The sequence below is a fragment of the Desulfobulbaceae bacterium DB1 genome (assembly GCA_001914235.1).
Taxonomy (GTDB): domain Bacteria; phylum Desulfobacterota; class Desulfobulbia; order Desulfobulbales; family SURF-16; genus DB1.
Genome location: MQUF01000020.1, coordinates 51,331 through 72,392 on the forward strand (window position 1 = coordinate 51,331; position 21,062 = coordinate 72,392).

Sequence of the window (21,062 nt, forward strand, 5' to 3'; positions counted from 1 at the left end):
GGAAAGAGGTAATATGGCAAAAAAAGTGCTGATCGTTGATGATGAAGCAAGCATCAGAGAGTCTTTATCCGGGATTTTGTCCGATGAAGGGTTCCTGCCCCTTGCCGTTGATTCGGCGGAAAAGGTGTTTCCCCTGCTGGGGACGGAAAAAATCGATTTGATTCTGCTTGATATCTGGATGCCCGGCATGGACGGCATGGAGGCCCTGCCGCTCATCAAGGAGCAGTACCCCGTTCTTCCAGTTATCATGATTTCCGGTCACGGAAACATAGAAACCGCGGTTCAGGCAACGAAGATGGGCGCCTTTGATTTTATTGAAAAGCCCCCGTCGTACGACAAGATCGTCCTTTCCATCAAAAACGCCCTGCTGCTTTCCGATCTTGAGGAAGAAAACCGTATCCTCAGGGAAAGCGCCCAGAAAAAATCAAAGCTTTCCGGCAGTTCCAATGCAATTATTCAGGTACGGCAGCAGCTTGAACGGGTGGCCCCCACCGATGCCTGGGTGCTTATTCGGGGAGAACACGGCACGGGCAAGGAATTGGCGGCACAGATGATCCACCGTTTATGCAAAACGTCGGAGAAGCCGATGGTCGAGGTGAATTGCGCCGCCATTCCCGAGGAGTTGATTGAAAGTGAACTTTTCGGCCATGAAAAGGGGGCGTTTACCGGTGCCGTCACCAGCAGAAGGGGAAAATTCGATCAGGCCGACGGCGGCATCCTTTTTCTCGATGAGATCGGCGACATGAGCCTGAAGACCCAGGCAAAGATTCTGCGCATCCTGCAGGAGCAGAAGTTTGAAAGAGTGGGCGGGGGCAAAACGATTACCGTCAATGTCCGGGTGCTTGCCGCCACCAATAAGAATCTGGAAGAGGAAATAGAGAAAGGGAATTTCCGGGCGGATCTATTCTGGCGGCTTAATGTCGTGCCCATCACCATGCCGCCGTTGCGGGAACGACTTGACGACCTGTCGATTCTGGTGCAGGAGTTGCTCGTCGAATTCTCCCGAAAGGGACTGGGCATCAAGGAGTTTACCGCTGATGCCCTTGAGTTGATGGCCTGCCACCAGTGGCCGGGAAATGTCCGCGAATTGCGTAATTTTGTCGAACGGATAGCCATCATGACGCCGCAGAGTGTGATAACCGCGGATATTGTCGCTCCGATGCTGCCTGCTCATATTGCCCGACCCAAGGGGGATGTGCCGGCGGATGGCGGGGAAAATGGTTCCCTTCCGTCCGGGACGCTGGATGCCTCTTACAAGGAGGCGAAAAGAATCTTTGAAAAAGAGTATCTGTTGGAAAAATTGCGGGAAAATGACGGCAATATTTCCCAGACCGCGGAACAAGTGGGGCTGGAAAGGAGTCATTTACACAAGAAGTTAAAAGCGCTGGGTATTGAAGTCAAAGGTGAAAATTGATAGTATAATCGTCTGAACGGTTCAACGTTTTTTCTTTTTAGAGAGCATGGAGAATAATGGCTGACGACAACCTCCCCCACCTGCCCAACCAGAAAGAACTGGAAAAAGAAATCGCCGACTATCTGAGCCGCAAATACGGCGGACAGGTCAAAATCGTTTCCGCCAGTCTCTTTCCCAATCCTGAAAGGGAGGGGGAAAGGAAAATGAAAATTCCGGCAAAGAAGCCGGCGTTCCATTTCGACCTCAAGCCCGAGGAGCTGGCCGCTTATCTTGATGAATATGTGATCCGTCAGGATGAGGCCAAGGCCATTCTTGCCACCAAGATATGCACCCATTTCAACCGCATCCGTCATGACCGGGAAAGAGCAACGGGGGGGCAGACCGGTCGTATCAAAAGCAACGTGCTGCTCATCGGTCCCACCGGGGTCGGCAAGACTTACCTCATCAAGTTGATTGCCCGCCATATCGGCGTGCCCTTTGTCAAGGGTGACGCGACAAAGTTCAGCGAAACCGGCTATGTGGGTGGAGATGTCGATGATCTGGTCCGTGATCTGGTTCGCGAGGCGGACGGCGACATCGACAGGGCCCAATTCGGTATTATTTACGTGGATGAAATTGATAAAATCGCCTCATCTCCCTACCGCATCGGGGCGGACGTCTCTCGTTCCGGGGTGCAGCGGGCTTTTCTGAAGCCCATGGAGGAAACCGAGGTGGAAATGAAGGTCGCCCATGACCCCATTTCTCAGCTCGAAGCCATGGAGCATTACCGCGCCACCGGCAAACGGGAAAAAAGGGTGGTCAATACCCGCAATATCCTCTTTATCATGAGTGGCGCATTTGCCGGGCTGGAAAAGAATATTAAAAAAAGGGTGCAGCAGCAGTCCATCGGTTTTGAAAAACCGGTAACATCCATCAAGGAAGATGCGCGGCTTTTCCGGCAGGTGAAGGCGGAAGACCTCATTGAATTCGGTTTCGAGAGCGAGTTTGTCGGCAGGTTGCCGGTCATTGCCGTGCTTGATGAGTTGAGCGAGGATGATCTGTTCGAGATCCTCATCAACCCCAACAGTCCGGTCGTGGTGGCGAAAAAGCAGGATTTCGCCTCCTATAAAATTCATCTGCAGTTCGAGGAGGAAGCGCTTCGTCTGATTGCGGCGCGGGCGGTGCGGGAACGGACCGGCGCCCGGGGGCTTGTCAGCGTCATGGAACATCTTCTTCTCCATTTTGAAAAAAGTCTGCCTTCAACCGAGATACGTTATCTTGTCGTTACCCCGGAAATTGTGGTGAACCCCGGCCATGAACTGACGAAATTGCTGCGGCAGGAAAAAACGCAGCAGAAGCACCGTTCGCGTTACTATGAGCTGGTTGCCGATGAGTTTGAGCGGATTGTCCGCTTTATCCATGGGAAACAGGAGAGGCTGCTTCAGGCGTATGATATGACGTCGTCTGAGCATCGCATAGAGATGATAGCCCTTCGCTGTCAGGAGGAGATCCGTGATCCCCGGGATGTGTGCAATGAGTTTATCGCCCTTGTCCGTCATATTCGGGAATGCGCCGAACATGTCTCAGGTGAATACGGCCTGCCCATTTCATTTGACGATGAAGCGATCGACCGGATTGTGGCAAAAGAAGGGTGGAACGATGTCGGGGTGATTGAGCGCTGCGAAACGATCTTTCGCGTCTTTGAATACGGCTTGAAACTGATCCGTCAGAAAAAAAATGTGGATAATCTGCTGATAACGGTTAAAGGGGTTGAAACACCTGATATTTTTATCAACGATCTGGTGACCGAGATTTTTCGGCTGTAATTGCGGCAAAATCCCATATTCCAGTTTGGGAAAGATGATTTCCATTCCGGAATATGGGATTTTAACTTTGAATTTTGATAAACTCGTAAAAAAGAAAAATTCATCACAGAGTTCACAGAGATAACCCGCTGCAATAAAAAATATTTCTCTGTGTTCTCCGTGTGCTCTGTGGTTAATAAAAATGTTTTTTTACGAAACCAATAACATTGACCTATTGTATCCGGAGGGAATTATATGATTTTTCCTGATTATCGTCCCCGCAGATTTCGGCGGAATCCCCAGCTGCGCTCCCTGATCCGGGAAACGCGCCTGTCTCCCGAGCAGTTTATCTATCCGCTTTTTGTCATGCCCGGCAAGGGTGTGCGGCAAGAGATTTCTTCCATGCCCGGTGTTTTCCGCATGTCGGTTGACCAGCTCGGCAAGGAGGCCAAGGAGATTCTGGGCCTGGGGTTGAATCACGTCATTCTGTTTGGTCTTCCCGAGGCCAAGGATCCGGTTGGATCCGGCGCCCATGCCAAGGACGGCATCATCCAGCGTGCCATCAAGGAGCTGAAAAACAAGGCTCCGGAACTGATGATCACCACCGACGTCTGCCTCTGTGAGTATACCAGCCACGGCCATTGCGGCGTCATTTTAAACAAACAGGTGGATAACGATGCGACCCTGGAGATTCTCGGCAAGGTTGCTCTTTCCCACGCCAAGGCCGGGGCCGATATCGTCGCCCCGTCCGATATGATGGACGGTCGGGTGGCGGAAATCCGCGGCACGCTTGATGAAAATAACTTCGAAATGGTGCCCATCATGTCCTACGCGGTCAAATACGCCTCCGCTTTTTACGGGCCGTTCCGTGATGCCGCCGAATGCGCTCCCCAGGAGGGTGACCGCCAGGGATATCAGATGGACCCGGCAAATTCTCGGGAGGCGCTGCGCGAGGCAACCCTTGATGTTGACGAGGGGGCGGATATCCTCATGGTGAAACCGGCAGTGGCTTATCTCGATATCATCAGCAAACTGCGCGACGAATTCGATCTGCCGATTGCCGCCTATCATGTCAGCGGCGAATATGCCATGATCAAGGCGGCGGGAGAACGCGGCTGGATCGATCCGCAGAGGGTCATGGCCGAAACCCTGCTTTCCATCCACCGGGCCGGCGCGGATATCATCATCACATACGGCGCTAAGGAAATGGCGAAAGTGTTGCAGGGATAGGACGCCGGGAGAAGGAGGAGCATGATGGACATAATGGCTGCGATCCGCGATCGGCGCAGCATCCGCAGATTCACCGATGGCGGTGTCTCCCCTGAACAGGTGCGGCAACTGCTCGATGCGGTTCGCTGGGCTCCGTCATGGGGCAACAGCCAGTGCTGGGAAGTCATTGCCGTCAGAAACGCCGATGTCAAGCAACGGTTGCGGGAGCTCCTCAGTCCCAAGAACCCGGCCGGACCGGCAATGACTCAGGCTCCCGTCGTTTTTGTCATGGCCGCGCAAATGAAGAAGTCCGGCTGGTACAAGGGGCAGATTGTCACCAAATTCAATGAATGGTTCATGTTTGATCTCGGCCTCGCCACCCAGAACCTGTGCCTGGCCGCCCATGGCCTCGGACTCGGTTCGGTGATTGCCGGTGCTTTTGATCACGAACGGGCAAGAGAAATTCTTGCAATGCCGGAAGAGTACGAGGTGGTGACCATGATTCCGGTCGGTTATCCGGATCAGGCGCCGTCAGCGCCGAAAAGGCGAGAGGGAGACGATTTCGCCCACTTCGATCGGTTCGGCGGCAAATAAACCAGGAAGATAAAACATCGGCAAAAGACGGGAGCCCCCCCTGTCTTTTGCCTATTCAAACTGTTTTTTGAAGTTTTCAAACGTCTCTTTCAGCCCATTCAGCTCTGTTCTGATCCCGGCGATTTCTTCCTCAAGCGCGGTGATTCGGTCTTTGCCTCGCCCTCTGTTGCCACTGTCCGACTCGACTGCCTCATGATAATCGTCCACCATCTGCACCTCGCCGCCCAGCAGATGGGCAAAACGCGATTCCTTGCGGCCCGGCTGTCTCGGCAATCGCACGACGAATTCCATGTCAATCAGGTTGTCCAGTGTTCTTTCCACGTCGGCAAGATCGGCAAATTCATAAAGACGGTCGGAACGGCCCCGCAGTTCTCCCACGGTCTGAGCTCCGCGCAGCAGAAGCAGGCACAGCAGGGCGGCCTCCTTGCGCAGCATGTTTTTACTCTTGCTGAAATTCTGTTCATATTTCGGGACCCGGCTGGCGTCGCTTTGCCGAGCGAAACGTTTGTCCTTCAGGCTCTGCACAGCCCGCATAACGGTCGTTTCGTCATAGGAAACCACCGGCTCCCGGTTTGATTTCTGGTTACAGGCGTTGACCAGGGCGTTCAGGGAAAGCGGATAATATTCCGGGGTTGCCATCTCTTTTTCCAGCAGACAGCCAAGGACGCGTATCTCTGTTTCATCCAGCAGTATATCCATAGTGACTCCGTTGGGTTGTGTGATGTTTGTCGAAAAAAACTAATTTGAGTTGCCGTGGCTTTGTTTGGCGAAGGATATCTCAAACAAGGTAATTTCAGGAGGCGAAAGAAACCGCATGGGCGGCCCCCAGGTACCGGTACCCCGACTCGCATAGAGCAGGCCGCCTTCCGGGAGGCTGTAAAGACCGTTCTGCCTGGGAAAATGCAGCGCGGTCAAGAGGTTGAAGGGGAAAATCTGGCCGCGATGGGCGTGACCCGACAGCTGCAGGTCAAACAATCCCTCGCCGGCAGGGACTGGGACTGTGGGCCGGTGTTTGAGAAAAATGGTGAAAAGAGGAGATGCGTTGTCTTTAAGCAGGCCACGTTCGTCACTGGTGCCCCCCGGGACATGCTCATCGTCGATGCCGATAAGTTGTATGCAGTTGCCGACAGCGGCGCTTTCATTGCGCAGCACGATAAAGCCGCTTCGACGGAGAAAATCTATGCTCTGGCTGAGACCGGCATAGATTTCATGGTTGCCGATAACGGCAAATTTCCCCAGAGGCGGATCAATCATTTTCCATAAGTTGCTGACGCCGTTCAAATGATCGATCTGGGCGTCAACCATGTCACCGGTGGCCACCACCATGTCCGGCTTGATCCTATCCAGCAGTCGGGTGATGTTGCCGGTTGTTTTCTCCCGGTGGATCAGGCCGAGATGGAGGTCGGAAATCTGGATGATGCGCAGCTTTTCTCTTCCATGGCCCGGTTTTTCCGTTGTTATGGCGATTTTTTCCACCCGGATGGAGCCGGCTTCAAAATAGCCGTAGAGGGAAGCAATCAGGGCAATGAGCAGAACAGAGATGGAAACCGGAGCCGCGTGCAATGAAAAACGCTGAAGATCGTGAAAGGCTAAGGAAAAAAGAAAACGGGCAATTTCCAGGCTTGCAATAAGCGTAAACATGCTGAAGGTGAAAAAGGCAAAGCCCATCCAGCCGTATCCGGTAAACGCCATCACCCTGGCTTGCTGATGATTGCCGTTGCCGTCCAGCAGGTGAATAAGGAGAGGGGCGAAAATCATCAGCGCCATCCACAGGCAGACGGCGATCAGCAGCCGGCGATGTCCGTGGAGCAGAGGCGAGACGCCCCAGAAAATCAGGCCGTGCATCACGGTGTAGAGGGTGACGAAAATGAAGATGAAAAGGGTCATAGGGGTATTTTATTGGAATTAAGATTGATCTGCATTCATTTTTACCGGCAGGCTGTTTTTCCGGCAATCACTCTTGTATCGATTGCGCTGTTATGGGTAGATGACCACCCGGCGGAAGGCCCCTTTGCCCTTGCTTTCGGTCATCAGGCCGCTGCGCTGGGCCAGCTGGTGTTGCAGGGCACGGATGTTTGCCGGTTGCGGGGTCAGTTCCGCGGGCTGGCCGGCGGTCATCACCGTGTTTATGGCCTCTTCCGTTTCGGTCAGGGCAAAATCCCGCACGTTGCTTTTGGTGCCCAGTTCAAAAAATGAGTGAAGAAAATTCTCAAGTTGCATAACGGTGTTGCTTTTCAGGCAGTGGAGGGGAATGCCCTGGGATCGGAGTTCCCGCAGTCGGCGCGGCTGTCGTTTTTCCTGGGATTTTATGGTGAGCAGCAGGTCGGCCTGGTTGGGGTCGCTGACAACGGTGGCGGAAAGGGCAAATTTTTCAATCAGCCGTTCCAGCCGTTCGCGGCTGACGCCGTAAGTGAAAATGCGGACAGTCTTTTTTCTCGCTTTTTTATTTTGACCGGGCAGAGGCATGGCAGGATTTTCGGCTGGAACAATCTCCACTTTCCCATGGCTGTCGCGAATCCGTAATTCCGGCTGGACAGGACGGCCTCTGAGCAGACTGTCAACCACCGTTGCCAGTTCATGATGGACGGCCAGTTTGTGCCGTTCCTGGATTTCCACCAGGACATCAAAGGTGGAGGGCGCCTTGCGTTCCAACACCGTTTTTCTGGTACTCCTTCTTCTGGCCTCTTCGTCGGAGAGGGTGACGGCCTGGACGCCACCCACCAGATCCGCCAGGGTGGGATTCTGCAGCAGATTATCAAGGGTGTTGCCGTGAGCCGTGGCAATGAGCTGCACCCCTCGCTCCGCGATGGTGCGGGCGGCCGCTGCCTCGGCTTCGGTACCGATTTCATCGATGACGATCACCTCCGGCATGTGGTTTTCCACTGCCTCGATCATAACGGCATGCTGGCGGGCGGAAGAAGGAACCTGCATTCGCCTGGCCCGGCCGATACCGGGGTGCGGAATGTCGCCGTCGCCGCCGATCTCGTTTGATGTGTCAACGATGATTACCCGTTTGCCGAGATCATCGGCCATGACACGGGCTGATTCCCTGAGCAGGGTGGTTTTGCCGACGCCGGGCCTGCCGAGCAACAGAATCGATTTGCCGCTTTCAATCACATCCCTGAGAAAATCCACGGTGCCGATCAGTGCCCGCCCGACCCGGCAGGTGATGCCGATGATGGTTCCCATCCGGTTGCGGATGGCGGAAATCCGGTGCAGGGTGCGTTGGATGCCGGCCCGGTTATCGTCGCTGAATCTGCCCACCCGGCTGATGATATAATTGATGTCCTCCATTGTCACAGGTGAGTGCGAAAAAATATCCATTCGATCCGGATAACGTATCTCCGGCGGACGGCCGAGATCGAGGATAATTTCGATCAGATCAATGCTGCTCCCGCGCTTTTCTATTTCCTGCTTGATCTGCGGCGGAATGATGGACAGCAGCTGGGCAATATCGTCCCGGCTGTCTGGCTCGGATACCATGATTCCTCCTGTCTCAACCGTTTTCACAGCGCACCAGCATCTGTTTGATGGATTTCAGATATCCCTCGGATCGTTCGAGATAAAAAGAGAGGGCGTGGGAAAATTTCCTGCCGATCACCCCATCGACAAAAAGCTGGCTTATCTGTCTTTCCTGCTCCAGGATGCGCTGGGAGGCAACCAGGATGCGTCGTTCTTCCGGTGACATCGACTTCATGATGGCGTGGAGTGTGCCGGCCGCCCGGGGTTGATACATCCAGATGTAAAGCAGGTCAAGGGCGTTGATAATGAGAATTTTGGCAAGATCCGGTTTTTTTTCATTTATGGATTTCAAGAATTCTTTCGGGGATTCCAGCATTGAGATTACATCCGCTTCCGGGAAAAGGGTCTCCAGGGTGGCGTAGGTTTCAAAAACCTGTCCGATTTTGGATGAATAATCCATGGCGCGGAAACGGATATTCTTGAAACGATCGGCCAATCCCTCGATGACGCCGGCCACGCAATCCGAGGCCAGCTTGGAAATGATCGCCGCCCACTTCTGCAGCACGGCGTCAACGGCAACGATGCCCGCGCCTGCGATGAGACCGCCGAGGCCCCAGTTGAAGAGCAGAGCCAGGGGGATGGAAAGAATACTGCGGAAAAAATTTCCGAACACCGCTGCCGTGGGAAGCCCGCGAAAAATATTGTGGCTTGAAATATAAATGCCGTTGGCCAGCGCCATGAGACTGTAAAGGGCAAAAGGACTTGTTCCGGTGGTAATGCCGAAACCCCGGTCCAGCAGGATCGTTTTGACCAGCAGATCAAGCAGGGGGACGGAAAAGCCGGTAAATAACAGCGAATCCGACAATCTTTCCCAGCTGACATAGTCGTTCCATTTCAACATGGGGGAGCGGGTGATTCCGCCGGCGCCGAGAACGGACTGAATGATGTTTCTGAAGCCGGTGATGCCGAACCAGATAAAGGCCCCGAAATAAGCGAGAAACCACCAGTCCTTGGTAAGCGCGAAGGTTGCAAAGGCGGGCAGGAAGCCGATGGATATCTTCAGGCTGTTTTTCAGGTGACTTTTGAGACAGCGCAAGGGGATTTTCCGTTGCTCCGCGGCCTTATCCCTGCGTGTCAAGCTCAGTTCGTTGTCCAGCGCCTGAATCCAGCCCAGGGTGGCCACGTTGCCGTGCGGTTCCATGTGGGTGGAGTAGGATTGCACCACCCAGTCCCTGTGCTGCTCATAGTGAAAGCTCATCGCAGAAGAGGCCGGGATCAGTTTGCAGGAGGGAATCAGGGAAACATCTTTGTGTTCCCATGGAATGTTTGCGTGATTCCACGCGGTATAGGTATTGGTTTTCGGGATATGGGTCACCTGCAGGTAGGCGGTGATGCGGACGGGAATCTGCCAGCGGGAGTGTTGCTGCTGGCGTTGGATTTTCCGCTGGACCCTGTGCGGAAGGGTGTTTTTCATGACAAGGCCCATGCCGTGGCGGTGTCGGGAGCTGCCGGTGGAATCACTGCCGATGCGCGATTTGAGGGCGGAATTCCTGTAAAAAGCATGCAGCTCGGGCATGTTGTGCAGTATGGTGGTCAGCTTTTTTCTTCTTTCCTCCCTGTCCGGGGACGGCGGCACCATTTCTTCCTCGTCCCGGATGATTTTCTGGATGACTCTTTTTAAATTGATGACATTGCCCTGATTGATTGCCAGCTGCAGGGTATTGATCTCGGCGTTATGCACCGATTGGCCGGAGGTATGGTCCTTGAGATTGAAAATCTCCAGATGCGTGATCTTGCCCCGGCAGTCATAGAGAAGTTCCAGCACATCGGCCGGTCGCAGTTTGCAGAGATTCAAGGTGACGCGGGAACCGGAGTTGAGGCTGTTCAGCCGGTCGAGAAGCTCCACAGGGGAAAGCTGAAGAAGGCTGGGGACATCCGGTCCCTGGTGCGGTTCGTAGGGATTGTGGATGGCGAGGTTTTTCGAGGGCTGCAGGAAACTTTCGATAATCGCGTCCGGATCAAGGGTGTTCATGATCTCAACGGCATGGGTAATACGCAGCCGTTCTTCCGGGTCGGCGCGGTCATAAACCTCGCGAAATTCATCCACCAGGTTGCGCATGGCGGGCAGCATGCGATTATGGATGAATTTGGCAAGATGAAGAAGCGATGGTTGGCCGGATCCGACAAAGGAAAGGAAGTCGTCCCGTTCAAAAGAGGGAAGGTTGATGCCGTAGGCTTTGTTGATCAGGGGCAGATGTTTGTTGTTGAACTCCCGAAAGACCTCGATCACGTACCGCTGCTGATAGGCCGAAACCTTGCGGCCTTCGTCCATGAAAGATTTTGCCGGGTCTTTTTTGAAAAAATCGAGAAAATCCTGCTTGTCGGCAAAACCGCGCGGCGCCCAGATCAGCTTGATGTAGCGGTCGCGGAATCCGGCGGAAAATTCGATACCGATCCTGACGGTGATATCCATGATTTCAGCCGATTCCAACAGTTCGGCGGCCACATCCACATTGATAAAGTTGTAATAAATGACGGTCAGTCGCCGAATGCCCTTGATCCAGGCGTCCATCACCAGATGAGTGGGTGATTTTCTGCCCTTGGTGTTGGCGTCATGCACATGATCGTCAAAGGCGATCTGGTTCCATTCCTCCGGCATCTCGATTAAGTGATATTTGTCCAGCAGACTGCGGACAAAACCGGGCTTGCCGAAGGTGGCCGTGCGGAAATCACGGGCAAGGACGAGCTGGCGCAGATAATCGCCCTGGGAACGGATCAGTTCCTTCATGATTTCAATCAGCACGCGGGCGGTGTTGCGGCGCAGCATGCCCTGGGAGCTGCAGAGTACCTCGTCGCGCAAGGAACGCAGGGCATTCTGGCGATCAGTCGCCTTGCCCGCCTCGAGCGAACCAAGCAGATGGATAACCGCGTAGGCGATGCGCAGCCCCCTGGACGCGGTCATTTCCTTTATGCCGTGCGGATGGAGGTAGGGCGTCAGTAAATTTTTGATATGCTTGTGCGATTCATCCCGGTTGAGAACGTCGTTGACGATATTGAGCAGGTCGTAGTCGTTTTTATCGAAGAAGAATGGGGGAATGTTTTTGTCGTTCGTCATCGCGGTTTTTGTGGCAAAAAGGTGAAATTTATTAATATCCCATTGCTGCGCATAGCACAATCTTCCGGAGAAACCTCAGATGATTCTCACCTGCACGGTCTCAATGAATTTCCCGCCGGCCAGAATATCGGAAAGGACAATGATCCGGTCGCCCTGTTTGACGATGTTCCGCTGCAGCAGTTGTTCCAGGGAGCGCTGGATGGAGACCTCCGGATCATTTGAGAAATTGAGCCGAAAGGCATGGATTCCCCAGTATAGGCCGAGCCTGCGGCGGACGTGGGTGGTGTTGGTGAAAGCGAAAATCGGCGCACTGGGACGACAGCGGGACAGCAGTACCGCCATCAGTCCGCGCCTGGTGATGACCAGGGTGCCCACGGCGTGAAGATTATTGTTGAGAATGGCCGCGCTTCTGGCGATCTCCTCCTTGGATTTGCCGCTTACCTGTACCCTGACCGTCTGGTCAAGCGCCATGTGCTGTTCGATTCTGCATGCCACGGCATTCATTATTTCAATGGCCTTGAACGGATATTTCCCGGTTGCCGTCTCCCCGGACAGCATGATGGCATCGGCACCATGCTGCACGGCGTGGGTAATGTCGGTCACTTCCGCCCTGGTCGGCGTCGGGTTGACGATCATCGATTCGAGCATGTGGGTGGCAACCACCACCGGTTTGCCGGCGGACCGGCATTTCTTGATTATTTCATCCTGCAGCAGCGGCACCTCCTCATAGGGAAGCTCTGCGCCCAGGTCGCCGCGGGCAATCATGATGCCGTCCGCCGCGCCGATAATTGCATCTAGATGGGGAATGGCCTCGGCGCTTTCAATTTTGGCCAGCAGATCAATGGGCGCTTTGTGTTCCTGCAGGTAGAGCTTCAATTCCGTGATGGTGGCGGCCTTGCGGATAAAGGAAAGGGCGATGAAGTCGACGTTGTTTTCAATGGCGAAATTGATGTCCTGCCAGTCTTTGTCGGTAATCGAGGGCAGATCCGAGCTCTTGCCGCGAATATTGATGTGCCGTCGCGAAGTCAGGATGCCGCTGTCCAGGCATTCGCACCTGACATCGGTTCGGGTTATTTCCTTTACCTTCAGGCTGAGCATGCCGCCGTCAATCAGGACGATATCGTCCACCGATACCTCGTTGACGAATCCATCATAGCTGACCTCGACGCAATGGGGTTCAAGTTCGGCCTGGCGTCTGACGGTCAGGGTCAGTATGTCTCCCTCCGCAAGGGCGATATCGCGTTTTACGTCACCGGTGCGCACCTCCGGACCTTTCGTGTCAAGCATGATGGCAATGGAGCCGCCGAATTTTTTATTGATCCGCTTGATGGACCGAATGACACCGCGATGCCATTCATGTGAACCGTGGGACATGTTGAGCCGGGCGATATTCATGCCCTTGTCGCAGAGCTTTTTCAGCATGTCAAAGGAGGAGGTCCTGGGTCCGATGGTGCAGATGATTTTTGTTTTGCGCATGGTTGTGTTGTTTGTCGGATTATTGTCTTCGGTTGCGAGTGTCTTTGATGTCATCCTATCATTTTTTTATTTGATTATCACTGAAGTTCGGCAACAAAAGAGGAAGAGCTTGCGCCTCCTTCAAAATGCACAGCCTTGCGGGCTGTGCATCACACGTTCTTCGGCATTGTCTGATGTCTGGGCGAATCCGCGGGAAATAAAATTTCCCGTGCCGGATACGCTTATCATGCTTGACCTGGGCGCAAAGTCATGTATACCTTGTAAAATGATGGCGCCGATTCCGGTTGAGCTTGAAAAGGCGGACGCAGGGCGAGCTGCCGTTATTTTTATTGATGTCCGGGAAAACACGGACACGGCAAATGAATTTCAGATAAGCGCAATTCCAACCCGGATATTTTATGACGGACAGGGCAAAGAGGTGTGGCGACATGCGGGTTTTCTCGATAAAAAACAATCACGGAAAAACTTGACGCTCTTTTGCGGGATTAAGCTTTTTTATGGATGAATTCCTCGTTACACTCAATAACGTCATGCAGTCAGGGCCTTGGTTTGCCTTGCCCGCAACCTTTCTGTGGGGAATGACAAGTGTTCTGCTCAGTCCCTGCCACATGGCTTCCATCCCCCTGCTCGTCGCCTATGTCGCCGGGCAGCATCAGGTGCTGCCCCTTCGTCTGGCCGCTCGATATGCGATTTTCTTTGCCTCCGGGCTTTTCATTACCATTGTCGCCATCGGCGTGATCTGTTCTCTGCTGGGAAGGATGCTGGGTGATGTGGGTCCCTATTGGTCGATTATTGTCGGCATTATTCTTCTCTGGGTCGCCTGGCCGCTTTTTGGCCCACCGCAATGCTCCACCGCCGGCGGCAGGCTTCGCCGTTTTCAACTGAAAGGAACGGCAGGCGCCATGATTCTCGGCCTTGCCTATGGTTTTCTTTCCGGGGTCTGCACCTTTGGTTTCATTGCCCCCATTTTAGGACTGATCACCCTGCGGAATGAGATACTGTACGGTATCGTCATGTTGATCTTTTTTGCCGCCGGTCATTGTTTTCCCCTCGTGCTGGCCGGCATGTTCAGTGCCGGAATGAAGCAGATAGTCGGCAGCCTGGCGTGGCGGAACGCCCTGCTCGTCATGCGGAAAATCGCCGGTATCATCATTGTTGGGCTGGGATTCTATTTTATTTCCATGCCGTTCCTGCCGTAATTTTCCTTTGAACCAATGCCCCTGAAACCCGGCAGATCCATTGCCGCGACTGAAAAGTCCCTTTCTCGAGGCCATCGGCGACACGTCGGCCGCGGTTCGTCTTCCGGCATCAACCGAAAAAAATATCCAGGGGGGAATGAAGGTCCTTGAATCTCCGTTCTTTTGTTTTTCAGCTGATTGCCTCAATCCGCAATTCAAAGGTGAGATTGCGTCCGGCAAGGGGATGATTGCCGTCGATGGTGATCATGTTATTTTCAATGGCTGTGATACGTCCTGCTATCTCATTTCCCGCGGCATCGGTGAAGGAAACCTCTGCTTCGATCTCCCGGGAGCTTCCCGGCGGCAGGTCATCTGCCTTCACTGACCAAACCAGGTCCGGATCCCGCGGGCCGTATGCTTCGGCTGGTTTCAGGGTCACCGTTTTCCTTTGGCCGAGATCCATGCCCATGACCGCCCGATCAAAACCTTTGATGACTTTGCCTTTACCGACAACAAACTGTAACGGTTCCTGACCGATGTTTGTTTCAAAAACCGTTCCGTCTTTAAATTTGCCGGTATAATAGATTTTAACCTTGCTTCCTTTTTTTATCGGTGCCATGTTGTCATAATCTCTTTTTTGTGGTTTTATTGGTGAAATTGCTGAGAACCGCGAAGGCCATGGATTTCAGCAGAACAAGGACCCAACCGCATCTTTCGCAAACGGGTACCAGTCGCGCCTTAACCGCAAGGGCCCCGTAACATACCCAGACACTTCAAAAATAGCAATATTTCAACCCCGGCGCCAACCCGGATTTTTATCCCGTCTCCTGCAACACTTATGTGTGGCATTCCCTGCGACACTCTCTGTGGCGTGCATCAGTCCATGCAACACATCTGCTTTTTCGGGGTTTGCGGCACTTTGTAATAATATTCGTATTATCAATACGTTAATGTGATTTGTGTGGTGTGTAACGTCTTGTGGCACAGCTCCTGCTTTAAGAGAAAGTCAAGAGAGATGAACAACACCTCTTGCACTTCAACAGAAGGAGGAACGGTAATGAAACGGACTGATAAATATCGGGTAAATACAGCGGTTGTTGAACGGGACGAATATGATGAAGACATTGCCGAGGCAGCATGTCATGTCGGCACCGGTACAATTTTCAATCTTTGCGCCTTGATCGGTCTGTGGAGTGTGGCATGTCTGGTCAGCGCCATGATGCAGAACGGCGTGGTCGGGATGGTGAAAGGCTGGCTGGTTGCCATCGGCGGGTGATGAGCGGCAGCGCTATTCGGCCCGCAGCGCTTCTTGCGGGTCCATGTCTGCGGCCTGGAAAGCAGGCAGGACACCGGCAAGAAGACCGATGGCCACCGCCAGGGTCATGGAAAGGACGACATAGAGAAGACTAATTTGGGTCGGTAATGCCGGAACGGCAAAATGTAGAAGACGGGCTCCTCCCCCGCCGAGCACAAGTCCCGCCGTTCCCCCGGCCGCTGAAAGAAAAACAGCCTCCATGAGAAACAAGCGCAGTACCTTACTGCGGGTCGCACCCAGCGCCCGCAGTAATCCTATTTCGCCGGTTCGATCCCGCACGGCGATGGTCATGATGGTCATGATTCCCACCCCTCCCACCAGCAGAGAAATTCCACCGAGCGCGGCCACGGCCAGCGTCAGTTTGTCCAGCACATCGCCCAGGACGTCGAGCATCTGATCCTGGGTTGTGATGGTGAAATCCTCGCTGCCGTGCCGGTCGATGATGGTTTTTTTCACCCGTTCGGCAATCTTTGCGGCCGAAGCATCGTTGTCGTAAAGAACATCGATTTCCATCAGGCTGTTGCGGTTGAACAATTCAAGGGCCCGGGCTGCGGGGATATAAACCGCGTCGTCAAGGTCAAAGCCGAGGATCTGCCCCTTTGACTCCATGACACCGGTGACCCGGTAACGGAATCCACCGATGCGGACGATTTGACCAAGGGGATTGGCCTGGCCGAACAGTTCGGCCTTCACCTTGCTGCCCAGAACGACAAAAGCCCTTGCCGCCCGTGGATCATCGGGCGGCAGGAACGTGCCCACCGCTACGTTGAACTGCCAGACCAGCGGGGCAAAGGGGCCGACACCGAGAATGGTGGTGCGTCGCTGTTTGCGCCGTGCCTCGACTTCGCCGTTTCCCTGGACCACCGGAACCGTGGCCGTTATCTGCGGGATGTTTTGCAATGCCCGTTCGTCTTCAAGGCTGAGGGGGCGGACATTACTGACCACCGCGCCCGACATTCCCATGGTTGTCGTGCGGCCCGGCACGATGGCCACCAGGTTGGTGCCGAACTGGGTAAACTCCTTTACCATAAACTGCTGCACACCCTCGCCGATGGAGGTGAGCAGAATCACCGAACCTATGCCGATGGCAATGCCCAGGGTGGTGAGAAAGCTGCGCAACCTGTGGCCGGCAATGGCTTTTGCGGAGAATTTCAGGATATCCGATGATCGCATGATATCAGTGCCGGGAAAGGGCCGTGACCGGTTCCAGGGAAGCGGCCTTGCCTGCCGGCAGAGCGGCGAACAACAAGCCGGTGCAAAGCGCGGTCAGGACGGCGAAGCCCACCGCCCAGGCAGGAGGAGCGATGACAAAGTCAGGGAAAGCATGCTGCAGCGCGCCGTTGGCCGACAGTCCGAAAATTGTCCCGAGCAGGGCGCCGCAAAGGGAAAGCAGCGCCGCCTCGGTGAGAAAAAGAAGCAGAATCTGACGTGCAGGTGTGCCCAGTGCCTTGAGCAGTCCGATTTCCTGCCTGCGCTGCGACACGGAAACCAGCATGACATTCATGATAAGGATGCCGGCCACCAGCAGGCTGATCACGGCAATGCCGCTGACGGTGAGGTTCAGGGCGGTGAAAATCCGATCAAAGGTGGACAGCACCGCATCCTGGGTAATGACCGTGACGTCATCCTCCCCGTCATGACGTTGTCTGATGATGGTGAGGATGTCATTTTTTGCCTGGGCAATGAGGTTCCGGTCACGGGCCTCGACGATGATGCGGAAAAGGGACTCGGTGTTGAAAAGGGACTGGGCGGCGGCCACTGGAATGACCGCCAGATCGTCAAGGTCGACACCGATGGAGATGCCGGCGGAACTGAGCAGGCCGATGACCCGGAAGCGGCTGTCGCCGATTCTGACAATTTTGCCGATGGCGGATTGGCTGCCGAATAATTCTTCAGCCAGGCTTCGTCCGATCACGCAGATGGATTGCCCCTTGGTTGGATCACTTTCCGGCAGAAAACTGCCGGAAAACATGGTGAGTCGACGAATGGGAAGAAAGGAGGCTGAGGTGCCGAGCACCGCGACTTCCCGTTCCCGTTGCTGCCGGGAAACCGGGGCATTGCCGACGACGATGGGCGCCATATTGCTGATAAAGCGGCTGTTCAGCAGGGCCTTGGCGTCATCGATGGTGAGATCGCGCGGCGTTTCGCCGAGCAGCGGCGGCATTGCACCGGTTGTTTCCGAACGGCCGGGCAGCACGATGAGCAGATTTGTGCCGAGACTGGAAAAATTCGACACCACATAGGTACGGGCAGCTTCGCCGAGGGAGGTCAGGATGATCACCGCGGCCACGCCGATGGACATGGCCAGCAGTATGAGCATGTTGCGCAGTCGCACGGCGAAAAGGGCGGAGGCGGAATAGGAAAAAACATCGATGAAACGCATCAGCCGCTATCCGTGATGATCCGGCCGTCTTCCATGCGGATCTGCCTGCGGGCTCTGCTCCCCAGTTCCGGATCATGGGTGACCATGATCAAGGTAAGTCCCTCCCGGTTCAGTCCCTCCAGGATATCGACAACATCACGACCGGCGGCCTTGTCCAGATTGCCGGTGGGTTCGTCGGCCAGCAGAACGGCGGGCTGCATGGATATCGCCCGGGCAATGGCAACCCGCTGCCGTTGTCCGCCGGACAACTGATCGGGGCGATGACCGGCCCGCTCCGTCAGGCCCAGGCTGGAAAGAATGGTTGTGACTCGTTGTCTGCGTTTCTCGACAGGGATTTCGGCGATGATAAGGGGCAGTTCGACGTTTTCCGCCGCGGTCAGACGGGGAACCAGGTGAAAAAGTTGAAAGACGAAACCGATGCGCTGCCGCCTGATGCCGGCACGTTCGTCATCGTCAATGTCGATGACAACGCGGTTTTCGAAGCGGTAGAGACCGTTGTCCGGCCGATCAAGCAGACCGATGGTGTTTAAAAGAGTCGATTTGCCGGAGCCGGATGGGCCCATGATGGAAATGTATTCACCTTGACGGATTTGCAGTGAAACGGCATGCAGGCCATAGACCTTTTCTTCGCCCACAATGAACGTGCGGTTGATGTCAATCAGTTCGATGATGGTGTCAGTCATTGCCGTTTGCTTCCACTTCAGCCGCTGCCCCGTCCCTTAGCTCTTTGCGATCGGCGGTGAGGACGATCTGTTCTCCCTCGCTTACCCCGGAAACAATCTCGGTATAGTCCCAGTTCGCCAAACCGGTGGTAATCCGCCGTTCGTGAAGTGTGCCCGACTGCTGATCAAAAACGTATACCTTGGTTTGGTCGATGATTGCCTCGGAGGGGATGCGCAAAACGTTTTCCTTGATATCGAGAATGACTTCCGCGTCGGCGCTGTAGCCGGGCAGCAGGTTGGCCATATCTTCGGCATGGTCGAAAAGAACCTCGATTTCCACGGTGCGGGCCTGTTTTTCGATATCAAGCACGTAATCACTGATACGTTTGACGCGTCCCGCAAAGGTGCGGCCCCGAAAGGCGTCCAGTGAAATGCGCGCCTCCATGCCCGTGCGGATGGAGGCCGCATCAACTTCATCAATGGGCGCCGAGACGTAGTAGCAGCTCCCGTCAATCAGGTCAACCGCGGGCAGGGTCTGGACACCAACCGGCGAAGGGGTGACGTATTCGCCCAGTTCGCCGTTCAGCTGGGCAATGATGCCGTCAAAGGGGGCATGAAGAATGGTGCGTTCCAGGTTGGCGGCAACCACGGCAATGCGATTGTTGGTCACCTCCAGGTTTTTTTTGGCAGCATGACACTGGGCATTGGTAATGGCTGCGTCGGTTGCGAGCTTGTCAAGGCGTTCCTCCGTGGTGGCGCCGATGTCTTTAAGGGAAAGATGGCGGTTCAGTTGGCGTTTGGCGATATCGGCCTGCAGGCAACTCGCCTCGGCGTTTGATCGGGCCGCGTCAGCCTCGCTTTGCGCCAGTTTGAGCTGGGCCCGGAGATCATCGTTCCAGAGAGCGAGTAAGAGGTCGCCTTTTTTGACTTTCATGCCCTCGGACACCGGCCAGGCGGCGATCTGCCCGCCTACTGCGGGTGACAGACCGGCCCTGCGACAGACCTTTACCGTGCCGGCCCGGGTGTTGACCACGGTTGACTCGATGGTGCCGCGATCAACGGTGGCGACTCGGACGGGAAGCGGTTTCGGGCGGTTGAAGATAAAGATTCCCGCGGCAAGAGCCACGGCGAAAAGGACAAGGGAGAGGATGGGTTTGGTATGCTTCATCAACCGTAAGACTCATTTTGTCGTGTGTTTGTTTGTGTCGCAACCTGCCAGCAGGGAATCAGGTTTACTGTCACAAGCGCAACGAGTTCCGGATCAAGTTTGTCGGCTTTGGCAAGATTCTGCAAAACGGTCTTGATTTTCTCCGGCGGCAGGGCAGAACGGTAGGGGCGGTTTTGGGCCAGGGCCTGGAAGATATCGGCCACCGCGATAATTCGTGCCTCAATACTGAGTTCGGTACCGTGCATATGAAAAGGATAGCCTTCTCCTGACAGCGTTTCGTGGTGAAAGGCGGCCAGCCGGGCAATTGCTTCAAAACCGCTGATGCGGCGCAATATCTGGTAGGTTTCAAAGCTGTGCTGGATGATGATCGCCCGTTCGGTGACATTCAGCGGACCGTTTTTTTCCAGGATTTCATCCGGCACCTTCAGCTTGCCGAGATCGTGCAGGTACCCCGCCAGTTCCAGTTTTTCACAGGTTGGCCGGTCAAGTCCGCACAGGGTGCCGATGTAGGCGGCCAGCAACCCGACCCCGAGCGAATGTTCGGCGGTGAACGGGCTTTTGGCGTCGACAATGTCGGCAAAAAGGGCGGCAATTTCTCGCAACGTCTTTGAATCGACCCGCTGCTCACGCAGTGGAATATGCAACTCCTTGAAATAGGAGTCGATATGGGGAGCAAAGAAGGTGAGCCAGAAATTTTCATTTTCGGAGATGGTAAGGAAGGTGTCAACCAGCTGGGGAGCAAACATCCGTCCCCGGTATCCGGCAATGATTTTTCTGATTTCCCTGCATTGCAGCAGAAGCTCGTGGGGCGCATATCCCGTTGCCAGGGAGTCGATGCGGTCCGCCATGTAAATACAGTTGGCAAGAAGCCTGGCTTCCTCGGTCGCCGGAGTGTCCGTCAGATCTTGCCAATGTGTATGGTGGGCAAGGACAACAGGGGCAAGGTGGGCAAGCAGCGGTTGTTTGACGAGCAGGGCGTGGCCTCGTTCGCAATGGATATGGGATTGCTCCCAGTCCAGTTCGGCGACGATTTTCTTGTGGAGTATCGTTGAAGAAACGCCGCAGTCATGCAGAAGCGATGCATCATGGGTGGCGACAAGCAGGGAGTCCCATGGGGTACCCGCACTGTGCAGTCGCATGCACTCGATGGCCATGTAGGCGACCCGCTTGCCGTGATAAAAATCATCCACTCCGACCAGGTCGAGCATGTCCGACATGGCCCAGACTATTTCGCGCAGATTGACGGTTGTAAGCCGCTGATCGGCCTGGTTCGGGATTTTCTTCGGCCGGCTTTTCGAGTTG

General features: G+C 54.7%; 18 protein-coding genes. 7 read left to right on the forward strand and 11 right to left on the reverse strand.

The window, feature by feature from the left end:
• Positions 1–13 precede the first annotated feature (13 nt).
• The 4 genes from BM485_15125 (at position 14) to BM485_15140 (ending at position 5,001) form a co-directional block, all read left to right on the forward strand.
• Positions 14–1,414 (forward strand): Fis family transcriptional regulator, encoded by a 1,401-nt coding sequence (locus BM485_15125; GenBank protein ID OKY74141.1) that lies wholly within the window; start codon positions 14–16, stop codon positions 1,412–1,414.
• Positions 1,415–1,470: 56 nt separating this feature from the next.
• On the forward strand, positions 1,471–3,219 hold the full coding sequence (locus BM485_15130) for an AAA family ATPase (protein ID OKY74142.1): 1,749 nt from the start codon (positions 1,471–1,473) through the stop codon (positions 3,217–3,219).
• 234 nt (positions 3,220–3,453) lie between these two features.
• A complete protein-coding gene (locus BM485_15135) occupies positions 3,454–4,428 on the forward strand; it encodes a delta-aminolevulinic acid dehydratase (GenBank protein OKY74143.1) in 975 nt (324 codons plus the stop codon).
• 24 nt (positions 4,429–4,452) lie between these two features.
• Positions 4,453–5,001 (forward strand): nitroreductase, encoded by a 549-nt coding sequence (locus BM485_15140; GenBank protein ID OKY74144.1) that lies wholly within the window; start codon positions 4,453–4,455, stop codon positions 4,999–5,001.
• Positions 5,002–5,052: 51 nt separating this feature from the next.
• Here the strand turns inward: BM485_15140 and BM485_15145 are convergent, their stop codons facing one another.
• The 5 genes from BM485_15145 to BM485_15165 form a co-directional block, all read right to left on the reverse strand.
• Complete coding sequence (locus BM485_15145; GenBank protein OKY74145.1) at positions 5,053–5,700, reverse strand: hypothetical protein; 648 nt, start codon at positions 5,698–5,700, stop codon at positions 5,053–5,055.
• Between the two features lie 39 nt (positions 5,701–5,739).
• Positions 5,740–6,888, reverse strand: a complete 1,149-nt coding sequence (locus BM485_15150; GenBank protein ID OKY74146.1) for a hypothetical protein — start codon at positions 6,886–6,888, stop codon at positions 5,740–5,742.
• A gap of 90 nt (positions 6,889–6,978) precedes the next feature.
• The gene (locus BM485_15155) at positions 6,979–8,484 is read right to left on the reverse strand and encodes a single-stranded DNA-binding protein (protein ID OKY74147.1); all 1,506 of its coding nucleotides are present in this window, start codon (positions 8,482–8,484) and stop codon (positions 6,979–6,981) included.
• A 13-nt stretch (positions 8,485–8,497) separates the two neighbouring features.
• Entirely contained in the window at positions 8,498–11,578 is a 3,081-nt protein-coding gene (locus BM485_15160; protein ID OKY74190.1) for a hypothetical protein, read from the reverse strand.
• Between the two features lie 75 nt (positions 11,579–11,653).
• Positions 11,654–13,108 (reverse strand): pyruvate kinase, encoded by a 1,455-nt coding sequence (locus tag BM485_15165; GenBank protein OKY74148.1) that lies wholly within the window; start codon positions 13,106–13,108, stop codon positions 11,654–11,656.
• 88 nt (positions 13,109–13,196) lie between these two features.
• Between BM485_15165 and BM485_15170 the strand changes: the two genes are divergently transcribed.
• Both BM485_15170 and BM485_15175 read left to right on the forward strand, forming a co-directional pair.
• Positions 13,197–13,559 carry a hypothetical protein gene (locus BM485_15170; GenBank protein ID OKY74191.1) on the forward strand — a complete coding sequence of 121 codons (363 nt, stop codon included), beginning with the start codon at positions 13,197–13,199 and terminating at the stop codon, positions 13,557–13,559.
• Complete coding sequence (locus tag BM485_15175; GenBank protein ID OKY74149.1) at positions 13,552–14,253, forward strand: cytochrome C biosynthesis protein; 702 nt, start codon at positions 13,552–13,554, stop codon at positions 14,251–14,253. Before BM485_15170 ends, BM485_15175 begins: the two co-directional genes overlap by 8 nt.
• A 169-nt stretch (positions 14,254–14,422) precedes the next feature.
• Here BM485_15175 and BM485_15180 read toward each other — a convergent pair whose 3' ends face one another.
• Positions 14,423–14,851, reverse strand: coding sequence for a hypothetical protein (locus tag BM485_15180; GenBank protein ID OKY74150.1), 429 nt, complete (start codon positions 14,849–14,851; stop codon positions 14,423–14,425).
• 438 nt (positions 14,852–15,289) lie between these two features.
• On the opposite strand from BM485_15180, the gene BM485_15185 reads away from it, so the two are divergent.
• Positions 15,290–15,508 (forward strand): hypothetical protein, encoded by a 219-nt coding sequence (locus BM485_15185; protein ID OKY74151.1) that lies wholly within the window; start codon positions 15,290–15,292, stop codon positions 15,506–15,508.
• A gap of 12 nt (positions 15,509–15,520) precedes the next feature.
• On the opposite strand, the gene BM485_15190 is transcribed toward BM485_15185, so the two are convergent.
• The 5 genes from BM485_15190 to BM485_15210 are packed head-to-tail and all read right to left on the reverse strand — an operon-like array spanning position 15,521 to position 20,977.
• Positions 15,521–16,720, reverse strand: coding sequence for a peptide ABC transporter permease (locus BM485_15190; protein ID OKY74152.1), 1,200 nt, complete (start codon positions 16,718–16,720; stop codon positions 15,521–15,523).
• A 4-nt stretch (positions 16,721–16,724) separates the two neighbouring features.
• On the reverse strand, positions 16,725–17,930 hold the full coding sequence (locus BM485_15195; protein ID OKY74153.1) for a peptide ABC transporter permease: 1,206 nt from the start codon (positions 17,928–17,930) through the stop codon (positions 16,725–16,727).
• The gene (locus BM485_15200) at positions 17,930–18,601 is read right to left on the reverse strand and encodes a macrolide ABC transporter ATP-binding protein (protein OKY74192.1); all 672 of its coding nucleotides are present in this window, start codon (positions 18,599–18,601) and stop codon (positions 17,930–17,932) included. Before BM485_15200 ends, BM485_15195 begins: the two co-directional genes overlap by 1 nt.
• A 4-nt stretch (positions 18,602–18,605) precedes the next feature.
• A complete protein-coding gene (locus BM485_15205; protein ID OKY74154.1) occupies positions 18,606–19,760 on the reverse strand; it encodes an efflux transporter periplasmic adaptor subunit in 1,155 nt (384 codons plus the stop codon).
• Positions 19,760–20,977, reverse strand: a complete 1,218-nt coding sequence (locus tag BM485_15210) for a hypothetical protein (GenBank protein OKY74193.1) — start codon at positions 20,975–20,977, stop codon at positions 19,760–19,762. The genes BM485_15205 and BM485_15210 overlap by 1 nt, the downstream gene beginning before the upstream one ends.
• Between the last annotated feature and the right edge of the window lie 85 nt (positions 20,978–21,062).

Bases quoted from the DNA above. Each gene is read 5' to 3' on its own strand.
- BM485_15125 (OKY74141.1), top strand. From the start codon at position 14: ATGGCAAAAAAAGTGCTGATCGTTGATGATGAAGCAAGCATCAGAGAG.
- BM485_15130 (OKY74142.1), top strand. From the start codon at position 1,471: ATGGCTGACGACAACCTCCCCCACCTGCCCAACCAGAAAGAACTGGAA.
- BM485_15135 (OKY74143.1), top strand. From the start codon at position 3,454: ATGATTTTTCCTGATTATCGTCCCCGCAGATTTCGGCGGAATCCCCAG.
- BM485_15140 (OKY74144.1), top strand. From the start codon at position 4,453: ATGGACATAATGGCTGCGATCCGCGATCGGCGCAGCATCCGCAGATTC.
- BM485_15145 (OKY74145.1), bottom strand. From the start codon at position 5,700: ATGGATATACTGCTGGATGAAACAGAGATACGCGTCCTTGGCTGTCTG.
- BM485_15150 (OKY74146.1), bottom strand. From the start codon at position 6,888: ATGACCCTTTTCATCTTCATTTTCGTCACCCTCTACACCGTGATGCAC.
- BM485_15155 (OKY74147.1), bottom strand. From the start codon at position 8,484: ATGGTATCCGAGCCAGACAGCCGGGACGATATTGCCCAGCTGCTGTCC.
- BM485_15160 (OKY74190.1), bottom strand. From the start codon at position 11,578: ATGACGAACGACAAAAACATTCCCCCATTCTTCTTCGATAAAAACGAC.
- BM485_15165 (OKY74148.1), bottom strand. From the start codon at position 13,108: ATGACATCAAAGACACTCGCAACCGAAGACAATAATCCGACAAACAAC.
- BM485_15175 (OKY74149.1), top strand. From the start codon at position 13,552: ATGGATGAATTCCTCGTTACACTCAATAACGTCATGCAGTCAGGGCCT.
- BM485_15180 (OKY74150.1), bottom strand. From the start codon at position 14,851: ATGGCACCGATAAAAAAAGGAAGCAAGGTTAAAATCTATTATACCGGC.
- BM485_15185 (OKY74151.1), top strand. From the start codon at position 15,290: ATGAAACGGACTGATAAATATCGGGTAAATACAGCGGTTGTTGAACGG.
- BM485_15190 (OKY74152.1), bottom strand. From the start codon at position 16,720: ATGCGATCATCGGATATCCTGAAATTCTCCGCAAAAGCCATTGCCGGC.
- BM485_15195 (OKY74153.1), bottom strand. From the start codon at position 17,930: ATGCGTTTCATCGATGTTTTTTCCTATTCCGCCTCCGCCCTTTTCGCC.
- BM485_15205 (OKY74154.1), bottom strand. From the start codon at position 19,760: ATGAAGCATACCAAACCCATCCTCTCCCTTGTCCTTTTCGCCGTGGCT.
- BM485_15210 (OKY74193.1), bottom strand. From the start codon at position 20,977: ATGTCGGACATGCTCGACCTGGTCGGAGTGGATGATTTTTATCACGGC.